The organism is Phenylobacterium sp. (assembly GCF_965229015.1).
In the GTDB taxonomy this organism is placed as follows: Bacteria; Pseudomonadota; Alphaproteobacteria; order Caulobacterales; family Caulobacteraceae; genus Phenylobacterium.
Genome location: NZ_CBDDIM010000001.1, coordinates 1452500 through 1473836, shown reverse-complemented (window position 1 = coordinate 1473836; position 21337 = coordinate 1452500). Strand labels below are relative to the sequence as shown.

10 protein-coding genes are annotated in these 21337 nt (G+C 68.7%); all 10 read left to right on the top strand.

What is annotated here, in order from left to right; all coding sequences use genetic code 11:
- Positions 1 to 562 precede the first annotated feature (562 nt).
- The 10 genes from ACO06I_RS07320 (at position 563) to ACO06I_RS07275 (ending at position 21304) form a co-directional block, all read left to right on the top strand.
- The gene (locus ACO06I_RS07320) at positions 563 to 8053 is read left to right on the top strand and encodes an ice nucleation protein (protein WP_421931919.1); all 7491 of its coding nucleotides are present in this window, start codon (positions 563 to 565) and stop codon (positions 8051 to 8053) included.
- Positions 8054 to 8217: 164 nt separating this feature from the next.
- Positions 8218 to 10320, top strand: a complete 2103-nt coding sequence (locus ACO06I_RS07315; RefSeq protein WP_421931918.1) for a tetratricopeptide repeat protein — start codon at positions 8218 to 8220, stop codon at positions 10318 to 10320.
- A gap of 44 nt (positions 10321 to 10364) precedes the next feature.
- Positions 10365 to 12653 carry an FkbM family methyltransferase gene (locus ACO06I_RS07310; protein WP_421931917.1) on the top strand — a complete coding sequence of 763 codons (2289 nt, stop codon included), beginning with the start codon at positions 10365 to 10367 and terminating at the stop codon, positions 12651 to 12653.
- Positions 12654 to 12743: 90 nt separating this feature from the next.
- On the top strand, positions 12744 to 13694 hold the full coding sequence (locus ACO06I_RS07305) for a UDP-glucuronic acid decarboxylase family protein (protein WP_421931916.1): 951 nt from the start codon (positions 12744 to 12746) through the stop codon (positions 13692 to 13694).
- A 24-nt stretch (positions 13695 to 13718) separates the two neighbouring features.
- Positions 13719 to 14492 (top strand): hypothetical protein, encoded by a 774-nt coding sequence (locus ACO06I_RS07300; RefSeq protein ID WP_421931915.1) that lies wholly within the window; start codon positions 13719 to 13721, stop codon positions 14490 to 14492.
- Between the two features lie 303 nt (positions 14493 to 14795).
- A complete protein-coding gene (locus tag ACO06I_RS07295; protein WP_421931914.1) occupies positions 14796 to 15647 on the top strand; it encodes a flagellin in 852 nt (283 codons plus the stop codon).
- Between the two features lie 308 nt (positions 15648 to 15955).
- Positions 15956 to 16813, top strand: coding sequence for a flagellin (locus tag ACO06I_RS07290; RefSeq protein WP_421933608.1), 858 nt, complete (start codon positions 15956 to 15958; stop codon positions 16811 to 16813).
- Positions 16814 to 16935: 122 nt separating this feature from the next.
- Positions 16936 to 17226, top strand: coding sequence for a hypothetical protein (locus tag ACO06I_RS07285; protein ID WP_421931913.1), 291 nt, complete (start codon positions 16936 to 16938; stop codon positions 17224 to 17226).
- A gap of 183 nt (positions 17227 to 17409) precedes the next feature.
- Entirely contained in the window at positions 17410 to 18237 is an 828-nt protein-coding gene (locus ACO06I_RS07280) for a flagellin (RefSeq protein ID WP_421931912.1), read from the top strand.
- Between the two features lie 259 nt (positions 18238 to 18496).
- A complete protein-coding gene (locus ACO06I_RS07275; protein WP_421931911.1) occupies positions 18497 to 21304 on the top strand; it encodes a hypothetical protein in 2808 nt (935 codons plus the stop codon).
- Positions 21305 to 21337: the final 33 nt, after the last annotated feature.

Sequence of the window (21337 nt, the reverse complement as noted above, 5' to 3'; positions counted from 1 at the left end):
GATTTAAGGTCAACAGGTTTGCTGCGCTCTATGGTCGCGGCGACGCCGCCGCGCCCTGCGCTCCGGCGTCCGACGCCAGCCTTCGCAAGGGCCCGGCCGGAGCGCCGCCCCGGGACGTCGGGAGCCGCCGGGAGCCCGTCGGCCGCCGTCGTCCGGCGTCCGACGCTCCGAAGGCCGGCGCGCGGCCCCGGAGACGGCTGACGCCGCAAACCCAGGCCCTGTAACAGATCGCCGAATGTGGCGCCCGCGTGGCGGCAGGGTGTCAGCCCCTCGATGGGACAGCCTGGCGCCATGGGGGCCGGGGGAGGGGGCCGGGGCCTCGCCGAGAATAATCAGACCAGGGCCGCCGCGAGGACCTGCGCGGGGGGGCCCAAACCTGTCCGTACACTTCCGGACCCAATGGATAACGGGTCCAGAGCCCAAGAATCATCGTAACAAACTGGTAAGTGATTCTGTTGTGGGTGGGGTCGGGGGACGCGTCCAGGTAGTGCGCCGCTCTCTATAATGTCTACGCGTTCGACCGACTGACCGCTGCTCAAAATATATCGACTAGGAAGCTCACATGGCGATTTCCAGCCTCTCGGCGGCTCAGATAAGCGCCCTCTCGGTCACCGTGATCCAGGGGCTCTCCCAGACAGAGATCCAGTCGCTCAGCGCCACCCAGGTCGGGGCCATCAACACCACGGGCATCGCCGCCCTCAGCACCACACAGGTCGGAGCGCTCTCCGCCTCCCAGGTGAAGGGGCTCTCGGCGACCCAGATCCCATTCTTCGACACCTCGGTGGTCTTCGACACCGCCCAGCTCACCGTCCTCAGCGCCCCGCAGGTCAAGGCGCTCACCACCACCCAGCTCGCCGCCCTCGACACCTCCCACATCTCGGTCCTCAGCGCCTCGCAGATCGGGGCCCTGTCGGCCACCAACCTCTCCAGCCTCGACGGCACCCAGGTGGGCGCGCTGTCCTCCACCCAGATCAAGGGTGTCACCACCACACAGATCCAGGGCCTCAGCACCACCGACATGGCCGAGCTGTCGGCCAACCAGTTGGGGGCGATGCTCGCCGCCCAGGTCGGCGCGATCTCGGCCACCAACCTCTCCAGCCTGGACGGCACCCAGGTGGCGGCCCTGTCCACCACCCAGGTGAAGGCGCTCAGCACCGCGCAGCTGCAGGGTCTCAACACCACCGATATCGGCGAGTTCTCCACCACCCAGATCGGCGCCCTCAGCGCCAGCCAGATCGGCGCCCTGTCGGCGACGAACGTGGCGGCCCTCGACACCACCCAGCTCAGCGCCCTCTCGGCCTCGCAGATCGGCGCCCTGACCGCCACGGGCCTGTCGGCCCTCGACTCGACCCAGGTGGGCTCGCTCTCCACCACCCAGGTCAGCGGCCTGACCACGACGCAGCTGAAGAGCCTGTCGACCACCGACTTCGGCGACCTCAGCTCGACCCAGATTGGCTCCCTGTCGGCCGCCCAGCTCGGCGCGCTCTCGGCCACCAACATCTCCAGCCTGGACGGCACCCAGGTCGCGGCCCTGTCCACCACCCAGGTCAGCGGGCTCACCACCACCCAGCTCAAGGGCCTGAGCTCCACCGACATGGGTGAGTTCTCCACCACCCAGATCGGCGCGCTCTCGGTCAGCCAACTCAGCTCGCTGACCGCCACCAATGTCTCCGCCCTCGACGGCACCCAGGTCGCCGCCCTGTCGACGACCCAGGTCAAGGGTCTGGCCACCACCCAGCTGGCCGGCCTCAACCCCACCGATATCGGCGAATTCACCGCCACCCAGGTGGGCGCGCTCAGCGCCAGCCAGATCGGCGCCCTGTCGGCGACGAACATCGCGGCCCTGGACGGCACCCAGGTGGCCGCCCTTTCCATCACCCAGGTCCGGGCGCTGTCGACCACCCAGGTCCGCCAGCTCGACACCACCGACGTCGGAGAGCTTTCGGCGACCCAGGTCGGGGCGATGTCCGCCGCCCAGATCGGCGCCCTGTCGGCCACCAGCCTGGCCAGCCTCGACGGCACCCAGGTCGCGGCCTTGTCGGCCTCGCAGATCGGCGCCCTGTCGGCCACCAGCCTCTCGGGCCTGGACGGCACCCAGATCGCCGGCCTGACCACCACCCAGGTGGGCGGTCTCACCACCACCCAGCTGAAGAGCATGTCGACCACCGACTTCGGCGAGCTCACCTCGACCCAGATCGGCGCCCTGTCGGCCGCCCAGTTGGGCGCGCTCTCGGCCACCAACATCTCCAGCCTGGACGGCACCCAGGTCGCCGCCCTGTCGACGACCCAGGTCAAGGGCCTGGCCACGACCCAGCTCAGCGCGCTCGGCGCCGCCGACGTCCAGGAGTTCACCGCGACCCAGATCGCGGCCCTGGCCACGACCCAGATCGCGGCCCTGACCCCGACCGGCGTCTCGGCCCTGGACGGCACCCAGGTGGCCGCCCTCTCCACCACCCAGGTCAAGGCGCTCACCGCCACCCAGCTGCGGGGCCTGGAGACCACCGACATCGGTGAGCTCTCGGCGACCCAGGTCGGCGCGCTCTCGACCAGCCAGATCGCGGCCCTGTCGGCCACCAATCTCGGCGCCCTGGACGTGACCCAGGTCGGCGCCCTTTCGGCGGCCCAGATCGGCGCCCTGTCCAACACCAGCCTCTCGGCCCTGGACGGAACCCAGGTCGCCGCCCTCAACACCACCCAGGTGGGCGGCCTCACCACCACCCAGCTCAAGAGCCTGTCGACCACCGACTTCGGCGAGCTGACCTCGACCCAGATCGGCGCCCTCAGCGCGGCGCAGATCGGGGCCCTGTCGGTCACCAACCTCTCCAGCCTGGACGGCACCCAGGTCGCCGCCCTGTCGACCACCCAGGTCAAGGGCCTGGCCGCGACGCAGCTCAGCGCGCTCGGCGCCGCCGACGTGCAGGAATTCACCACCACCCAGCTCAGCGCCCTGGCCAACACCCAGATCGCGGCCCTGTCGCCCACCGGCTTCTCGGCCCTGGACGGCACCCAGGTGGCGGCGCTCTCCACCACCCAGGTGAAGTCGCTCACCGCCGGCCAACTGGCGGCGCTGAACACCACCGACATCGGGGAGCTCTCGGCGACCCAGGTCGGGGCCCTGGCCGCCAGCCAGATCGCCTCCCTGACCGCCACGGGCCTATCGGCCCTGGACGGCACCCAGGTGGCCGCGCTCTCCACGACCCAGGTCAAGGCGCTCACCGTCACCCAGCTCCGGGCCCTGGACACCACGGATGTCGGTGAGCTCTCGGCGACCCAGGTCGGCGCCCTCTCGGCTGTGCAGATCGGCGCCCTGACCTCCACCAGCCTCGGCAGCCTCGACACGACCCAGATCGGCGCCCTCTCGGCCGCCCAGATCGGCGCCCTCTCGGCCACCAGCCTGTCGGGTCTCGACGGCACCCAGATCGCCGGGCTCACCACGACCCAGGTCGGGGGCCTGACCACGACCCAGCTGAAGAGCCTGTCGACCACCGACTTCGGCGAACTGACCTCGACCCAGATCGGCGCCCTGTCGGCCGCCCAGATCGGGGCCCTGTCGGCCACCAATGTCTCCAGCCTCGACGGCACCCAGGTCGCGGCCCTGTCGACGACCCAGGTCAAGGGCCTGGCCACCACCCAGCTCAGCGCCCTGAACGCCACCGATATCGGAGAGTTCACCACCACCCAGATCAGCGCCCTGGGCACGAGCCAGATCGCCGCCCTGACGGCGACCAACGTCTCGGCCCTCGACGGCACCCAGGTGGCGGCGCTCTCCACCACCCAGGTCAAGGCGCTCACCAGCGGACAGCTGGCCGGACTGTCCACGACCGACATCAGCGAGTTCGACGCCACTCAGGTCGGATCCCTGACCCCGAGCCAGATCGGCGCCCTGACGGCGACCAACATCTCCGCTCTCAGCAGCACGCAGGTGGCGGCCCTGTCCGTCACCCAGGTGAAGGCGCTCTCCACCACCCAGCTCCGGGCCCTCGACACCACCGACGTCGGTGAGCTCTCCTCGACCCAGGTCGGCGCCATGTCGGCCGCCCAGATCGGCGCCCTGTCGGCCACCAGCCTGGCCAGTCTCGACGTCACCCAGATCGGCGCCCTGTCGGCCGCCCAGATCGGGGCCCTGTCCAACACCAGCCTCTCGGGCCTGGACGGCACCCAGATCGCCGCCCTGAACACCACCCAGGTCGGCGGCCTCACGGCCACCCAGCTGAGGAGCCTGTCCACCACCGATTTCGGCGAGCTGACCTCGACCCAGATCGGCGCCCTGTCGGCGTCGCAACTGGGCGCGCTCTCGGCCACCAACCTCTCCAGCCTGGACGGCACCCAGGTCGCGGCGCTCAGCACGACCCAGGTCAAGGGTCTGGCGACGACTCAGCTCAGCGCGCTTGGCGCCGCCGACGTGCAGGAGTTCACCGCCACCCAGATCGCGGCCCTGGCCACGACCCAGATCGCGGCCCTGACCCCCACGGGCCTCTCGGCCCTGGACGGCACCCAGGTGGCCGCCCTCTCCACCACCCAGGTCAAGGCGCTCACCGCCACCCAGCTGCGGGGCCTGGAGACCACCGACATCGGTGAGTTCAGCGGGACCCAGATCGGCGCCCTGTCCGCCAGTCAGATCGGGGCCCTGTCGGCCACCAACCTGGCGGCCATCGACACCACCCAGATCAGCGCCCTGTCGGCGAGCCAGATCGGCGCCCTGTCCAACACCGCGCTCTCCGCCCTCGACGGCACCCAGATCGGCAGCCTGACCACGACCCAGGTGGGCGGCCTCACCACCACCCAGCTTAAGAGCCTGTCGACCACCGACTTCGGCGAGCTGACTTCGACCCAGATCGGCGCCCTCAGCGCGGCGCAGATCGGGGCTCTGTCGGCCACCAACATCTCCAGCCTCGACGGCACCCAGGTCGCCGCCCTGTCCACCACCCAGGTCAAGGGCCTGGCCACGACGCAGCTCAGCGCGCTCGGCGCCGCCGACGTGCAGGAATTCACCACCACCCAGATCAGCGCCCTGGCCAGCACCCAGGTCGCGGCCCTGTCGGCCACCGGCTTCTCGGCCCTGGACGCCACCCAGGTGGCGGCGCTCTCCACCACCCAGGTGAAGGCCCTGACCGCCACTCAGCTCAAGGGGCTCGAGACCACCGACGTCGCCGAGCTCTCGGCGACCCAGATCGGCGCCCTGAGCCCCAGCCAGATCGGCGCGCTCACGGCCACCAACATCGCGGCCCTCGACGGGACGCAGGTGGCGGCCCTGTCGGTCACCCAGGTGAAGGCGCTCTCCACCACCCAGCTGCGGTCGCTGGACACCACCGATGTCGACGAACTCTCGGCGACCCAGGTCGGGGCGATGTCCGCGGCCCAGATCGGAGCGCTCTCGGCCACCAGCCTGGCCAGCCTCGACGTCACCCAGATCGGCGCTCTCTCGGCCGCCCAGATCGGGGCCCTGTCCAACACCAGCCTCTCGGGCCTGGACGGCACCCAGATCGCCGCCCTGACCACGACCCAGGTGGGCGGTCTCACCACCACCCAACTCAAGAGCCTGTCCACCACCGACTTCGGCGAGCTGACCTCGACCCAGATCGGCGCCCTCAGCGCCGCCCAACTGGGCGCCCTGACCGCCACCAATGTCGCCAGCCTCGACGGCACGCAGGTCGCGGCGCTCAGCACGACCCAGGTCAAGGGCCTGGCAACGACCCAGCTCAGCGCGCTTGGCGCCGCCGACGTGCAGGAGTTCACCGCCACCCAGATCGGGGCGCTCACCACCGTCCAACTGGCCGCCCTGACCCCGACCGGCGTCTCGGCCCTGGACGGCACCCAGGTGGCCGCGCTCTCCACGACCCAGGTCAAGGCGCTCACCGCCACCCAGCTGCGGGGCCTGGAGACCACCGACATCGGCGAGCTCTCCTCGACCCAGGTCGGCGCGTTCACCAACACCCAGCTGGCGGCCCTGACCCCCACCACCCTCGGGGCCCTGGACACCACCCAGGTCGGCGCCCTCTCGGCGGCCCAGATCGGCTCCCTCTCCGGGACCGCCCTCTCGGCCCTGGACGGCACCCAGATCGCCGCGCTCAGCACCACCCAGGTGACCGGCCTGACCGCCACCCAGCTGCGCGGGCTGTCCACCACCGACTTTGCCGAACTGACCACGACCCAGGTGGCGTCCTTCTCGCCGGCCCAGCTCGGGGCGATCACCGCCACCAACCTGGCCAGCCTCGACGGCACCCAGGTGGCGGGTCTCACCACGACCCAGGTCAAGGGCCTGGCCACGACCCAGCTCAGCGCGCTCGGCGCCGCCGACGTCCAGGAGTTCACCGCGACCCAGATCGGCGCCATGGCGACGACCCAGATCGCAGCCCTCTCGGCCACCGGCTTCTCCGCCCTCGACGGCACCCAGGTGGCGGCGCTCTCCACGACCCAGGTCAAGGCCCTGACCGCCACCCAGCTCGGCGGCCTGCAGAGCACCGACGTCGCCGAACTCTCGCCGACCCAGGTCTCGGCCCTCACCGCGACCCAGCTCTCGCAGATCTCGGCGACCAACATCTCGGCCCTCGACGGGACCCAGGTGGCGGCGCTCTCCGCGACCCAGGTGAAGGGCCTCTCGGCCACCCAGCTCCGGGGCCTGGACACCACCGACATCGGCGAGCTCTCGGCGACCCAGGTCGGCGCGCTCACCGCCGGCCAGATCGCGGCCCTGTCCACCACCAGCCTGTCGACCCTGGACACCACCCAGATCGGCGCCCTGGCCACGACTCAGATCGCGGCCCTGACGCCCACCGGCCTCTCGGCCCTGGACGGCACCCAGGTGGCGGCGCTCACCACCACCCAGGTCGGCGGTCTGACCACCACCCAGCTCGCTTCGCTCTCGCCGGCCGACTTCAGTGAACTGACCTCGACCCAGATCGGCTCTCTGTCGGCGTCCCAGCTCGGGGCTCTGTCGGCCACCAACGTCTCGTCCCTCGACGGCACCCAGGTGGCGGCCCTGTCCACCACCCAGGTGAAGGGCCTGACGGCGACCCAGCTGAAGAGCCTCTTCACCACGGACATCGCCGAGTTCACCTCGACCCAGGTCGCGGCCTTCTCCACCTCCCAGATCGCGGCGCTGACGGCCACCGGCCTCTCGGCCCTCGACGGAACCCAGGTGGCGGCGCTGTCCACGACCCAGGTCAAGGCCTTCACCACCACCCAGCTCGCTGGCCTCAACACCACCGACGTGGGCGAGCTGAGCCCGACCCAGGTCAGCGCCCTGAGCGCCAGCCAGTTCGCCGCCCTGACCGCCACCAGCGTCGGCGCCCTCGACACCACGCAGATCGGGGCCCTCAGCGCCTCGCAGATCGGCAGCCTGTCGACCACCAGCCTCTCGACCCTGGACGGCACCCAGATCGGCGCCCTCTCCACCACCCAGGTGGGCGGCCTGACCACGACCCAGCTCAAGACCCTGAGCACCACCGATTTCGGCGAGTTCAGCTCGACCCAGATCAACGCCCTCTCGGCGGCGCAACTCGGGGCCCTGACGGCGACCAACATCGCCTCGCTGGACTCGACCCAGGTGCAGGCGCTCTCCACCACCCAGGTGAAGGGCCTGACCACGACCCAGCTGTCGGGCCTCTCGGCCACGGATGTCGGGGAGTTCAGCGCCACCCAGATCGGCAGCCTCACGGTCGCCCAGATCCCCGGCCTGACCGCCACCGGCGTCTCGGCCCTGGACGGCACCCAGGTCGCGGCCCTCTCCACCACCCAGGTGAAGGCCTTCACGACGACCCAGCTCAGGGGGCTGGACACCACCGACGTCGGCGAACTCGCCACCACCCAGTTCGGGGCCCTGTCCTCGACCCAGGTGGGCGCGCTCTCCGCCACGGTGATCTCCGAGCTGACGACGACCCAGGCCGCGGCCCTCGCCACGACCCAGATCACCGGTCTGACCTCGACCCAGCTCGATGGCCTGACGGCCACCAACATCTCGGCCATGAGCTCCACCCTGCTGAACGCCATGACCGCCACCCAGGTGCAGAGCCTGTCGGGCGATCAGGTCGACGCCTACATCGCCGGCACCTGACGCCGACGGACGATCAGACTGCGCCGGGAGCTTGGGCCCCGGCGCAGTTGGTCGCACCGGGAGCCCCGGCCTGGAATCCGCGGCCCGGAGGCGCCACAAGAGGGTGACTCGATCGCACGACGGCCGACTCGCCGGCCGGCTGGGGTCGGGACGGCTGGAAGGACATGCTCGAGACCGCGATGCCCCAGGACCTCTTCCTTTCCGCGCTCCAGAAAACGACCTCGGGCGCCCTGGCGCTTGGCGAGCTGATCAACACCGCCAATGCGCTCAGCGGGACGGGGAGGGCCGACCAGGCCACCCAGCTCTACAAGATCTGGGCGGGCTTCAATCCGGAACATCCGCAGCTCTACGTCGCCCATTTCAACCGCGGCTGCCTGCACACCCAGGGGGGTGACCTGCCTCCGGCCATCGAGGCCCTGCAGGCGGCGATCGCCGTAAGCCCCGACTTCATGCCGGCCTATATCAACCTGGGCGGGGTGCTGGAGCGCAGCGGGGAGATCGACCAGGCCATCGCGCTGTGGCGCGCCGGCCTGGACCACGTCAGCGCCGTCAGCGGTGAACGGGTCGGCTACAAGCTGGCCACCCTGAAGCAACTGGCCCGCGTCCTGGCCGACAACCGCCGGATCGAGGCGGCCGAGGTGGCCATGCGCGAGGCCCTGGCCCTCGATCCGACCCAGCGCGACGTCATCGAACAGTATCTCGCCATGCGTCTGGCCCAGTGCAAATGGCCGGTGATCGAAAGCCTGCCGGGCGTGGACCGGCAGGGCCTGTTGACCTCCATCCACCCCCTGTCCATGGCCGCCTATACCGACGACCCCATGCTGCAACTGGCCTCGGCCAGCCGTTATGTGGAGATCGGGGTGGAGACGCCCCCCGACAGCGAGATCGAGGGCCGCCGCCGCGCCCCCATCGACCTGCAGGGCCGCCGCCTGAAGGTCGGCTACATTTCCTCGGACCTGCGCGACCACGCCGTCGGCTACCTGATGGCCGAGCTGTTCGAGCTGCACGACAAGTCCAAGGTGGAGGTCTTCGCCTACTACTGCGGCACGCCCTCCGCCGACCCCCTGAACCTGCGTACCCGCCAGGCCGTGGAGCACTGGGTCGACATCCGGCCGATGAGCGACGCCGAGGCCGCCCACCGTATCGAAGAGGACGGCATCGACATCCTGGTGGACGTCAACGGCCATACCCGGGAGTCGCGCACCGCGGTCTTCGCGCGCCGGCCGGCCCCGATCCAGGTCAACTGGCTGGGCTATCCCGGCACCATGGGCAGCCCCTATCACCACTACATCATCGCCGACGGCTGGATCATCCCGCCGGGTTCGGAGATCTACTACTCCGAGAAGGTGGTGCGCCTGCCGTGCTACCAGCCCAATGACCGCAAGCGGGTGGTCGCGGCCGATCGCCCGACCCGCCAGTCGGCCGGCCTGCCCGAGGACGCCTTCGTCTTCTGCTGCTTCAACGGCGCCCAGAAGATCAGCCGCGCCACCTTCGAACGTTGGCTGACCATCCTGGGGCGCGTCGAGGGCAGCGTGCTCTGGCTGCTGGAGAGCTCGCCCGAGACGCACGAGCGCCTGCTGGCCTTCGCCGAGCAACACGGGATCGCCCGCGAGCGGCTGATCTTCGCGCCGAAGCTGCACAATTCCCTGCACCTGGCGCGCTACCCCCTGGCCGACCTCTTCCTCGACACCGCCGCCTATGGCGCCCACACCACCGCCTCGGACGCCCTGTGGATGGGGGTGCCGATGGTCACCCTCTCGGGCCGCAGCTTCGCCGCCCGGGTCTGCGGCAGCCTGGTGCGGGCCTCGGGCCTCACCGACCTTGTCTGCTCCAACCCCGACGAGTACGTGGCGCGCGCCGTGGCCCTGGGCCACGACCGCGCCCAGATCGCCGCCTACAAGGCCCAGCTCGAGGCCAACCGGGACACCTGCGACCTCTTCAACATGGAGAAGCTGGTGGGCAGCCTGGAGGACCTCTACGCCAACATGGTGGTGGACTATCAGCAGGGCGCCCTGCCGCGCCCGGACCTGTCCAATCTCGACGTCTATATGCGTGTCGGCGTCGACCACGACCACGAGGGCCAGGAGATGCTGGCGGTCGAGGACTATGCCGGCCACTACAAGGCCAAGCTGGCCCGCCGCCATCTGGCGCGCCCCATCCCCGCCGACGCCCGGATGTGGACGCCGCAGGACATCGCCTGGGCCGAGGGGGAGAGCCTCGAGACGCCCCCCGCCGATGTTCGGCCGCGCCGCGCCGCCGCCGATTGACTCGTCCGCCCACGACGCGGATCTGGTCCTGAACTGGAAGTCGGATGATCAAGACCGTTCTCGAAAGCCTTCGCGCCGAGGGCTACGCGCCGGCCACCCTGTTGGACATCGGGGCCCACGAGGGACGGTTCGCCACCGGTTTCCTGGCGGTCTTCCCCGACTGCGTCCCGACCCTGATCGAGCCCAATCCCCACTGCGCCGAAACCCTGGCCCGGCTGCCCTTCGAGCGGCACATGGTGGCGGCCTCGCGGGAGGCCGGCGTCGGCGAGCTGTTCGTCACCGCCGGCTGGCTGCAGACCACCGGCGCCTCGCTCTACCGTGAGGACACCGACTATTTCCGCGAGGAGTTCGTGGTCCGGGAGGCCGTGCCCAAGATCCGCCTGGACGACCTGCTGGCGGGACGCCGCTTCGACTTCGTCAAGATCGACACCCAGGGCTCGGAGCTGGACGTCCTGCAGGGTGGCCAGACCGTGCTGTCCCAGGCCGACTACATCCTGGTGGAGGTCTCGCTGGTGGAGTTCAACCTCGGCGGCGCGCGCGCCGAGGCCGTGTTCGGCCAGCTGGCCGCCATGGACTTCCGCTGCGCCGAGGTGGTCGACTTCCACCGGCTGGAGGGGATCCGCAACGGCGAACTGCTGCAGATGGACTTCCTGTTCGAGCGCCGGACCAAGCGCCAGACCGCCACCACCCAGCGGCTGATGGACCTCGGCCGGCGCCTGGCGGCGGAAGGACGGGACGACGACGCCCTGACGGTGCTGGAGAACCTGGCGGCCCTGCGGCCCCGCGACGAGGCGGTCCTGCGCCCCCTGCTGGAGGCCTATGGCGCCCACGGCCGCAGCCTGGAGGCCCTGGAGGTGCTGCGCACCCTTCGCGCCCTCAGCGACGACAAGGACCGCCTGCTGCCCGAGATCCAGGCCTATTCCCTGCCGGCGGTGGACAGGTTCAACGCCCACGTGGCGGCCGGCGAGATCGCCCAGGCCGAGCGCTACGCCGCCGCCATGGCCGCCCTCGTGCCCCAGAACGAGCCGATGCTGAGCGCCGCCATGACCTGCAACCAGGTCCTGGGCCGCTGGACGGAGGTCAACCGCTACGCCCGGGCCCTGGCGGCGATCAATCCGCGCCATCCCGCCGCCCTCGACGCCCTGGCCCAGGTGGGACAGGCGCCGGCGCCCCCGGCCGACCCGGTCCTGGCCGAGATCGCCGACAAGGTGGCCCTGGCCCTCGATCCGGCCCCCGACACCCATCCCCTGCTGCGGCTGCGGGATATCCACGATGTCGTCAGCCTGATCCTCTGCCGCCCGCTGACCGCGCACAGCCAGGCCCAGATCCAGACCCTACTGGCCGCCGCGGCCGGCCTGCGGATCGAGGTGGAGCCCGGCTCGGAGTGGGAGGGCTGGGCGATCCACTATCGGCTGCTGCTGGACGCCGTCGACCTGGCGGCGGTGAACGCCCCGACGCCGGAGCCCGATCCCGAACCCGAGCTGGTCTTCGTCTCGGCCTCCGGCGCGCCGATGGACTGGGCCGGGGTGCGCGCGACGGCCGATCGGCTGGGGGTCGAGGCGGTGTTCTTCGCCGCCGCCGACGAGACCTATGTGGACCTCTACGCCCGCTGGTACGCGCTCTCGGTGCTGAAATACGCCGACGTCCCCAGCCTGATCGTCATCCATGTGATCGGCGGCGCCGACCGCCTGGCGGAGATCGCCGCGGCGGTGGGGGTGGGGGACGAGCGCCTGATCTTCGCGGGCGACGCCTTCGACGCCGACGCCGTGACCACCAAGGTCTATGACGCCCCGCCCAAGGGCTTCATCGCCCGGCCGGTGGCCCACTTCCAGTGCGTGCGGTTCCTGCGCCTGGGGGGGCTGCTGGAGCGGCTGGAACGGCCGATCTTCGTCTCCGACATCGACCTGATCCTGCAGCGCGGCGTCGCCGACCTGCTGGCCCGCGGCGCGGGCGCCGACGTGATGTTCAACGAGAACGAACTGAGCCTCAACGCCGGCTCGCGCCTGACGGCCAACCTGCTGTGGGTGAACCCCACCCCCAACGCCCATCGCCTGCTGGCCTTCCTCGCCCGCTATCTGGAAACCCAGCTGGACAAGCCCGAGGTCACGCGCTGGATCGACCAGGTGGGGCTGATCTTCGCCCGTCATCACCTGCAGATCCGCGGCGAGGCGCCCCAGATCGCCTATTTCGACACCGAGACCGACATCAACAACGTGATGTACCCGTCCTACCAGGCCCACCCCTTCCGCTTCCTGTCCCTGTTCCACGGCTTCGACACCTCCAGCCTGGAGGGCGACCCGCGGGTGCTGGGGGAGGGGGCCGCGGCCCAGTGACGCCCGCCCACGGGGCGCGAGACTCAGTCTAGGTTCGGCGGCTCAACGGGTCGGCGGGCGTAGCGTCCGACCTGGCAGGACCGGACGGACATGAAGCGCATATTGGTCACCGGCGGCGCCGGCTTTGTCGGCTCACATCTCTGCGAGCGTCTGCTGGACGCGGGGCACGAGGTGTTGTGCGTCGACAACTACTATACAGGCTCGCGGCGCAACGTGGCCCACCTGCTGTCCAACCCGAACTTCGAGCTGCTACGTCACGACGTGACCTTCCCGCTCTTCGCCGAGGTGGACGAGATCTACAACCTGGCCTGTCCGGCCTCGCCGATCCACTACCAGTTCGATCCCGTTCAGACGACCAAGACCAGCGTGCATGGGGCCATCAACATGCTGGGCCTGGCCAAGCGCCGGCGGGCCAAGATCTTCCAGGCCTCCACCAGCGAGGTCTATGGCGACCCCACCATCCATCCGCAGGTGGAGGAGTACTGGGGCAATGTGAACCCCATCGGCATCCGCTCCTGCTACGACGAGGGCAAGCGCTGCGCCGAGACCCTGTTCTTCGACTACCACCGGCAGCACAAGCTGCAGATCAAGGTGGCGCGGATCTTCAACACCTACGGCCCGCGCATGCACCCCAATGACGGTCGGGTGGTCTCCAACTTCATCATGCAGGCCCTGCGCGGCGAGCCGATCACCCTCTACGGCGAGGGGCTGCAGACGAGATCCTTCTGCTACGTCGACGACCTGGTGGAGGGCTTCATCCGCCTGATGAACACCGGCGACGAGGTCACCGGCCCCATCAATCTGGGCAATCCGGGCGAGTTCACCATCAAGGCCCTGGCCGAGATGGTGGTGGCTCAGACGGGATCGAAGTCGAAGATCACCTACCAACCCCTGCCGTCGGACGATCCCAAGCAGCGCCAGCCCGACATCTCCAAGGCCCGCGCCCTGCTGGACGGGTGGCAGCCCACCATCGCCCTGGAACAGGGTCTCACCCGCACGATCGCCTATTTCGACGGCCTGCTGAAAAGCGGCGCGGCCTAAGGGCTCAAGGCAAGGGAATCGCGGATGGACATCAACGAGCAGGCCGCGGTCAACGCCGACATCTATCGCTTCGCCCAGGGCTACCTGCAGAAGCGCGGCTGGTTCGAGAGCCTGGGGGGCATTCCGCGCAACAACGAGGGCGTGGTCCCCTGGATCACCTATCCGGCCTTCATCCAGCTCAAGCGGATCATCCGCCCCGACTTCAAGGTGTTCGAATACGGATGCGGCGGCTCCTCCCTCTGGTGGGCCAACAATGTCGCCGAGGTCACCAGCGTCGAGCACGACAAGGAATGGGGGCTGCACGTCTCCAACGCCGCCCAGCCCAACCTCAAGGTCATCGTCCGGGAGATGAACGCGGCGGTCGACGACGACCGGCGGGCGGCCGTGGCGCCGTTCTTCGCCGAGCCGCCGGAACTGCCCCTGTCCCACAGCACGCCGCACAACATCATGCATGGCCTGCTGTCGGAGGAGTTCGTCGCCTACGCCACCGAGATCATGGCCTTCCCCGCCGCGCACTTCGACGTCATCGTGGTGGACGGCATGGCCCGCACGCTCAGCACCTGGCTGGCCATCCGCCACCTCAAGCCGGGCGGGTTCATCCTGTTCGATAACACCGACCGCTGGCAGTACAACGGCGCCTACCGCCTGCTGAGCGCCGCCGGCTTCCGCCGGATCGACTATTACGGCCCGGGTCCGGTGAACAAGATCGAGTGGTGCACCTCGATCTTCGTCCGCGACCTCAGCGTCTTCGACGCGAGCGTCGACAGCCCGCCAGGCGACTGCGACCTGGGCTGGTGAGCCGGGCCGGCCGCGGCGCCGTGGCGACGGCCCCGGGTTCTGCTTGCCTCGCTCGGCAGAATCGGCACGGCCAGCCCCGCCCGCAGCTTTGATCCCGGCAAGTCGTGCCGAGGCGGCAATTGAGTCCGGGCATGCTTAACGCGGCGGCCCGGCGGTCCCTATAAAACACAATTAAAACAACAAGATAAAAAGTGAACGGGGCGTCGAAACTGGCCCGCGCCTTGCGAGGGTGTGGGTAAGGCGAAGAACGCCCCGCAGGCAAAAGCCGCAAACTCTCTCCCGACCAGAATGGAAGGATCCCAAATGCCGTATAATTCGGTGAACACCAACGTGGGCGCGATGGTCGCGCTCCAAAACCTCAATGCGACCAACTCCGACCTGGCGATGGCTCAAAACCGCATCAACACTGGCAAGAAGGTGGCGAACGCCAAGGACAACGGCGCTGTCTGGGCGATCGCCCAGAACCAGCGTGCGGCGTCCGGCTCGTTGAACGCCGTCCGGGATTCGCTGCAACGCAGTCAGTCCACGGTCGACGTCGCTATTGCTGGCGGTGAGACGGTTTCGGATCTTCTGCTGCAGATGAAGGAGAAGGCGCTGGCTGCGTCCGACTCGAGCTTGGATTCTGCCTCTCGCACGGCCCTGAACGAAGACTTCATGGCCCTGCGCGACCAGATCACCAAGGCGACGAAGAACGCATCGTTCAACGGCGTGAATATGTTGGACGGAAGCCAGGTCGGGGGTCCGGTGACGATCGCCGCTCTGGCCGATGAGTCTGGTCAATCCAAGCTCACGGTCATGGCGCAAGATATGTCGCTCGGCACGCCCGGTAGCGCGGTTTCAGTTCTGCCTACCGACTCGATCGGGACGCAGACGGCCGCCGCCGCCATGATCACGACGATCGGGAATTCCATCGCGAATGTCTCGACCGCCCTGTCGAAGCTGGGGACGGGCTCCAAGTCGCTCGCCAACCATCTGACCTTCATCAACAAGCTACAGGACTCGATCGACGCCGGGGTGGGTAACCTCGTCGACGCCGATCTTGCCAAGGAGAGCGCAAGGCTCACCTCGCTGCAGACGAAGCAGCAACTCGGTGTCCAAGCGCTGTCGATCGCCAACCAGATGCCGCAACAGATCATGTCCCTGTTCCGCAGCTAAGTTGGTCGCAGCGCCGGGCGGGCGCTCCCCCGAAAGGGGTGGCCCCGCCCGGCGAGCTCTTTGAACTGCTGGGCGCCGTTTGCCGCATGAGGTCGGCAATTTCTGCCCAAGCGCCGTCAAGCTAGGCAAATCTTGCCGGGCGCGAACGTCCCTAACAAGGGTTTAATCCAACCATTTCAGTATCTTGTGGCGGGCCGATAGCCCGTGGGCGCATCCCCTGAGGTGGCCCGGAACTTGCTCTTAACCACACGGGCAAAATGCCTGCGGTCAGCAAAATGCCGACCGGTGACCTGAGAACAAGGACACCTCTGATGCCGAATAGCGTCAATACCAACGTCGGGGCGATGGTCGCCCTCCAGAACCTCAACGCCACCAACGCCGACCTGATGACGGTTCAAAACCGCATCAACACCGGCAAGAAGATCGCTTCCGCCAAGGACAACGGCGCCATCTGGGCCATCGCCCAGAACCAGCGTGCGACCTCCGGCTCCCTGAACGCGGTCAAGGACTCCCTGCAACGTTCGCAATCGACCGTCGATGTCGCCATCGCCGGCGGCGAAGCCGTTTCCGACCTGCTCCTGCAGATGAAGGAAAAGGCCCTGGCGGCTTCCGACTCCAGCCTCGACACCGCCTCGCGGACCGCCCTGAACGAAGACTTCATGGCCCTGCGCGACCAGATCGCCAAGTCGGCCGCCAACGCGACCTTCAACGGTGTGAACATGATCGACGCGGGTTCTCCCGGCGGTGCGGTGACCATCGCCGCCCTCGCCAATGACGACGGTTCCTCCAAGCTGACCGTGCAGGCTCAGGACATGGCCCTGGGCGGCACGATCATGGGCGGCGCCGGCGGCCTGACCGCGACCTCGTCCATCGGCACTCAGACGGCGGCCGGTAACATGATCACCACGATCGGCACCGCCATCGGGGCGGTCTCGACCGCTCTGTCGAAGCTGGGCACGGGCTCCAAGTCGCTCTCGGCCCACCTGACCTTCATCAACAAGCTTCAAGACTCGATCGACGCCGGGGTGGGCAACCTCGTCGACGCCGACCTGGCCAAGGAAAGCGCCCGCCTCACCTCGCTGCAGACCAAGCAGCAGCTGGGTGTCCAGGCGCTGTCGATCGCCAACAGTTCTTCTTCGGGTCTGCTCAGCCTCTTCCGAGGCTAGGCAGGCGCGCGAGGCGGAAACGCCTCGTCACCGGCCGGACCTGGCGGGGAGGGCGATTTCCTCCCCGCCGATTTCGGTCAAACAGGGACGTTCACGGGCCTGGCCCGTCAACGAATGGAGAAATGGAAACCAAGGCAACAAAGTTGGCGGTCGTCGCCGACCCGAACATCAACCAGCAGGCGCCTCCTCCGTCCGCCCTCGAGACCGGACCGCTCTCGGTTCGCATCGCCGAAGGCGCGCAGGATCAGGCCGATCTCCGGCTGGTGATCGAGGAACAGGCCGGGTCCTACGTCTACAAGACGGTGGACCGGCGCACGGGCGACATCGTGGCGCAGTATCCGAGGGAAGAGCTCCTGAAGATGCGCGACGAGGACGATTACACCGCCGGCACGGTCATCCGCGCCAAGATCTGACGAGCCCGTAAGGCTCGCAATCTGTTGATTTCACTGCCCCGGGAAACCGGCTGGCAGTCGCTCGCACATGGTCGTTAACCTTCTGGACACCATGATTCCATAGCTTCCAGCGCAGGAAGACCGGTCTCAACGACTCGCAGGCGAGGCGTTTGAAGGGGCCGGGCGCGCCAAGGAGGCCGAGTAGTGTCAATCAGCGTTCATACGAACAAGTCGGCGCTTGTCGCGCTGCAGAACCTGAACAAGACCAACGATGAGCTGAGCGAAGTCCAGAACCGTATCAATACGGGCCTGTCCATCGCGAACGCCAAGGACAACGCCTCCGTCTGGTCCATCGCCCAGGGCCAGCGCGCCGACATCGGCGCCCTCTCCGCGGTGAAGATGAGCCTCGACCGGGCCCAGTCGATCGCCGAAGTCTCCATGGCCGCCGGTGAATCCATCTCCGACCTGCTGGTGCAGCTCAAGGAGAAGGTGGTTTCCGCCCAGGACCCCTCCCTCGACATCAACTCACGCACCGCCCTGGACGCCGACTTCAAGTCGATCCTGCGGCAAATCGCCCAGGTTGGCCAGAACGCCTCCTTCGACGGCGCCGACATCCTGGACGGCACCACCACCTCGATCCGGTTCCTCGCCAACGCCGACGCCAACGCCTACATCACCCTCTCGGGCCAGGACATGAGCCTGGGCGGCCTGATCATCACGCTGGCCTCCACCGCGTCGATCACCACGGTGACCAACGCCCAGCAGGCCCTGACCGACCTCGACACCTCGATCGCCAACGTCAACCAGGCCCTCGGGGGCCTCGGCGCCCAGGCCAAGCAGATCGAGAACCACAACAAGTTCGTCTCCAAGCTGACCGACGTGCTGCAGGCCGGGATCGGCAACCTGGTGGACGCCGACGTCGCCAAGGAAAGCGCCCACCTGCAGGCCCTCCAGGTGCAGCAGCAGCTCGGCGCCCAGGCCCTGTCGATCGCCAACCAGGCGCCCCAGATCATCCTGTCGCTGTTCAAGTAATTGAACCCCGTTCCACAGTCCGGGCGTCCTGAGGCTCGAGCCGTTCTGGCTCGGGCCTTTGCTGTTCATGCCGAATGGCTTGAGCAGCAGGAAAAGGCCCGATCTTCAAGGATCAGAGCGTGACAGGCGCCGAAACCGGAGACCACTTTCGGCTGTCACGCTCTGGCGCTTTTTGCGTCTTAACGCTGTGGCTTAACCCCCCGTCATCCCTCGCCGTGGCAAGGTCGGCTGGCGGAACCCTGTCCGCGGACGGCGGATCATGACGATCACCTTCGACACCAGCATCCTGGTCAACTACTACGCGGCGCGCTCTGGCGTGGCGTCGGGTACGACCACGACCGCTTCAGGGACCAGCACCGCCAAGAAGTACGCCCCCAGCGCGCCCTGGCTGCCGGGGGCGAAGACGGCCTCCAACACCCCGGCCCTGATGACCACGGCGGTCAAGAACGCCATGCTGGGCCGCAAGCTGATCGACGAGAACGCCGCCCAGCTCGACCTGGCCGGCGCCAGCTCCGACTACAAGAAGCTGTTCGCCCTCTATCAGGGCCTCGACACCCTGGCCGGCGTGGTGGACCAGATCGGCGGCAAGGGCCTGACCAGCGTCGACAAGGACCGGATCAAGTCGGTGTTCGGCAAGGGCCTGGCCGAGGTCACCGCCTATACCGACCAGCTGGAGATGGACCAGATCCGCCTGACCCGGGCCCAGGTGACCGACAAGGCCAAGTCCAAGGTGGGCGTGACCAAGGCCAAGACCGACTACACCACTCCGCCGCTGGTCTCCGGCGACGTCGCCGCCCCGGTGGACGCCTTCCAGGGCGATGTGAAGTTCAACATCTCGATCAAGCGCGTCGGCGTGACGCACGACATCACTATCGACCTGGCGGACATGGGCGGCACGCCGCGGAACATGTCCAACGTGATGGCCTACATCAACACCCAGCTCAGCGACTCCGGGGTCGGCACGCGGGTGTCCTCCCTGCGCATCCCCGGCGGCGACCGCACCGTCCAGGTGGGTGGCAAGCCGGTGAAGGTGGGGGTCAATCCCGACCAGTGGGCGATGAAGTTCAACGTCGATTCCGGCGACACCCTGACCTTCTCGGCGCCGAAGACCGAGCCGGCCATCTACCTGGCCCAGAGCGTCGGCAACCCCGACCCGGACGGCAAGGCGTCCACCAAGGACGGGGTGGTGCTGAGCCAGCTGCTCAAGGTGCAGACCGACACCGTCGACGTCACCCCGCCGCCTCAGGCGCTCGGCGACGCCAACTATATCGACGGCCGGGTCTGGGCCAAGGACATGGAGAAGACGGTCGGGACCGTCCACGCCACCCAGATCGCCCCCGACGGCTCGGTCTATGTGCTGGCCGACGTCACCGGCAAGACCAGCGGCCAGGAGATCAAGGGCGACCAGGACGTCGCTCTGCTCAAGTACGATTCCGCCGGCAAGCTGCTGTTCACCCGCACCCTGGGCGCCTCGGCCAACGCCAGCGGCCTGGCCCTGGCGGTCTCGGCCGACGGCAAGGTCGCGGTGGCCGGGAAGGTCACGGGGGGGCTGAGCGGCGCCACGGAGGGCGCGCTGAATTCCGGTGCGACCGGCAGCTTCGCCACCAGTTCCGACAGCTTCGTCACGGTCCTGAACACCGAGGGCGAGGAACTCTGGACCCAGCGCCGCGGCGCGCGCCAGAACGACGAGGCCAGCCAGATCGCCTTCGGCGCGGACGGGTCGGTCTATGTCGCCGGCCGCGCCCAGTCGAGCCTGCCGGGAACCACCGCCCTGGGCGGCTGGGACAGCTATATCGAGGGCTTCAAGGCCGACGCCGCCGGCAAGGTCTCCACCCTGTTCACCCAGACCGTGGGTTCGGCCGGGTCGGACCGGCCGGGCGGCCTGGTGGTGGACGGCTCGACCCTGTACCTGGCCAACAACGAGGACGGCCACGCCGTCCTGCACCGCTTCGACCTGTCCGGCGGAACCCCCGCCGAAACCGCCGCCCGCGACCTGGGCGACCTGGCCGGCGGCGAGATCGCCGGTCTGGTCCTGGACGGCGGCCAGCTGGTCATAGCCGGCTCGACCCGCAACGATTCCATGGCCGCCGGCGCCGTCACCCGCGGCTATAGCGGCGGGACCGACGGCTTCGCCGCCCGCGTCGCGGCCGATCTCGGCCCCAACGCCGCCGACCGGATGGCCTACTACGGCGGCGCCGGCGACGACCGGGTCTCCGGCCTGGCCGTGGCCGAGGGCCGCATCTATCTCACCGGCCAGGCCGGGACCGATCTGCCGGGCGAGGATCCGGTGTCCAAGAAGGACGGCTTCCTGGCCGAGCTGGACGTCAACAGCGGTGCGGTGGGCTTCTCGCGGCGCTTCAGCGGCAAGGACGGCTACGCCACCCCCACCGCCATCGCCATCGACTCCTCCGGCGCCAGCGCCCTGGATCGCCTGGGCCTGCCCAAGGGCACGCTGGACATGACCGATTCCCCGCAGCTCACCGCGGTCAGTTCGGTGCGGGCCGGCGACCAGTTCCAGGTGCGCACCGGCGAGGCCGGCGCCTTCAAGACCATCACCATGGACGCCAACGACACCTTGGAGACCCTGGTCACCAAGCTGAAGCGCGGCCTGAACTATCAGGCCAAGGTCGAGATCGTGACCTCCGGCGGGGTCCGGTCGATCCAGGTCAAGCCGCTCAACGAACGCACCATCCTGGAGTTCTCGGCCGGCAAGACCGGCAAGGACGCCCTGGACCTGCTGGGGATTCCCGAGGGTGTGGTGCGCGCCACCGTCACCGGCAAGGACGGCAAGACCACCCCGGCGGACGGGAAGGGGGCCTTCTATGGCCTGGGTCTGGAGAAGGATCTCAACCTCGACGACGCCGACGGCATCTCCCACGCCAAGGCCGCCCTGGCCGCGGCCCTGGGGGTGATCCGCAACGCCTACAAGGACCTCAAGGAGGCGGCCACGCCCCTGAACGAGCGGGCGTCCGAGAAGGCCAAGGCCACCGGCCCGGTTCCGGCCTATCTCACCAACCAGATCGCCAACTACCAGGCCGCCCTCAACCGCCTGAACGGCGGGACCTGACGGCGCTTCCGATCACGAACGCTTGAAACCGTC

Excerpts from the sequence above, each read along its gene's own strand:
- ACO06I_RS07320 (WP_421931919.1), top strand. The coding sequence starts at position 563 with ATGGCGATTTCCAGCCTCTCGGCGGCTCAGATAAGCGCCCTCTCGGTC.
- ACO06I_RS07315 (WP_421931918.1), top strand. The coding sequence starts at position 8,218 with ATGCTCGAGACCGCGATGCCCCAGGACCTCTTCCTTTCCGCGCTCCAG.
- ACO06I_RS07310 (WP_421931917.1), top strand. The coding sequence starts at position 10,365 with ATGATCAAGACCGTTCTCGAAAGCCTTCGCGCCGAGGGCTACGCGCCG.
- ACO06I_RS07305 (WP_421931916.1), top strand. The coding sequence starts at position 12,744 with ATGAAGCGCATATTGGTCACCGGCGGCGCCGGCTTTGTCGGCTCACAT.
- ACO06I_RS07300 (WP_421931915.1), top strand. The coding sequence starts at position 13,719 with ATGGACATCAACGAGCAGGCCGCGGTCAACGCCGACATCTATCGCTTC.
- ACO06I_RS07295 (WP_421931914.1), top strand. The coding sequence starts at position 14,796 with ATGCCGTATAATTCGGTGAACACCAACGTGGGCGCGATGGTCGCGCTC.
- ACO06I_RS07285 (WP_421931913.1), top strand. The coding sequence starts at position 16,936 with ATGGAAACCAAGGCAACAAAGTTGGCGGTCGTCGCCGACCCGAACATC.
- ACO06I_RS07275 (WP_421931911.1), top strand. The coding sequence starts at position 18,497 with ATGACGATCACCTTCGACACCAGCATCCTGGTCAACTACTACGCGGCG.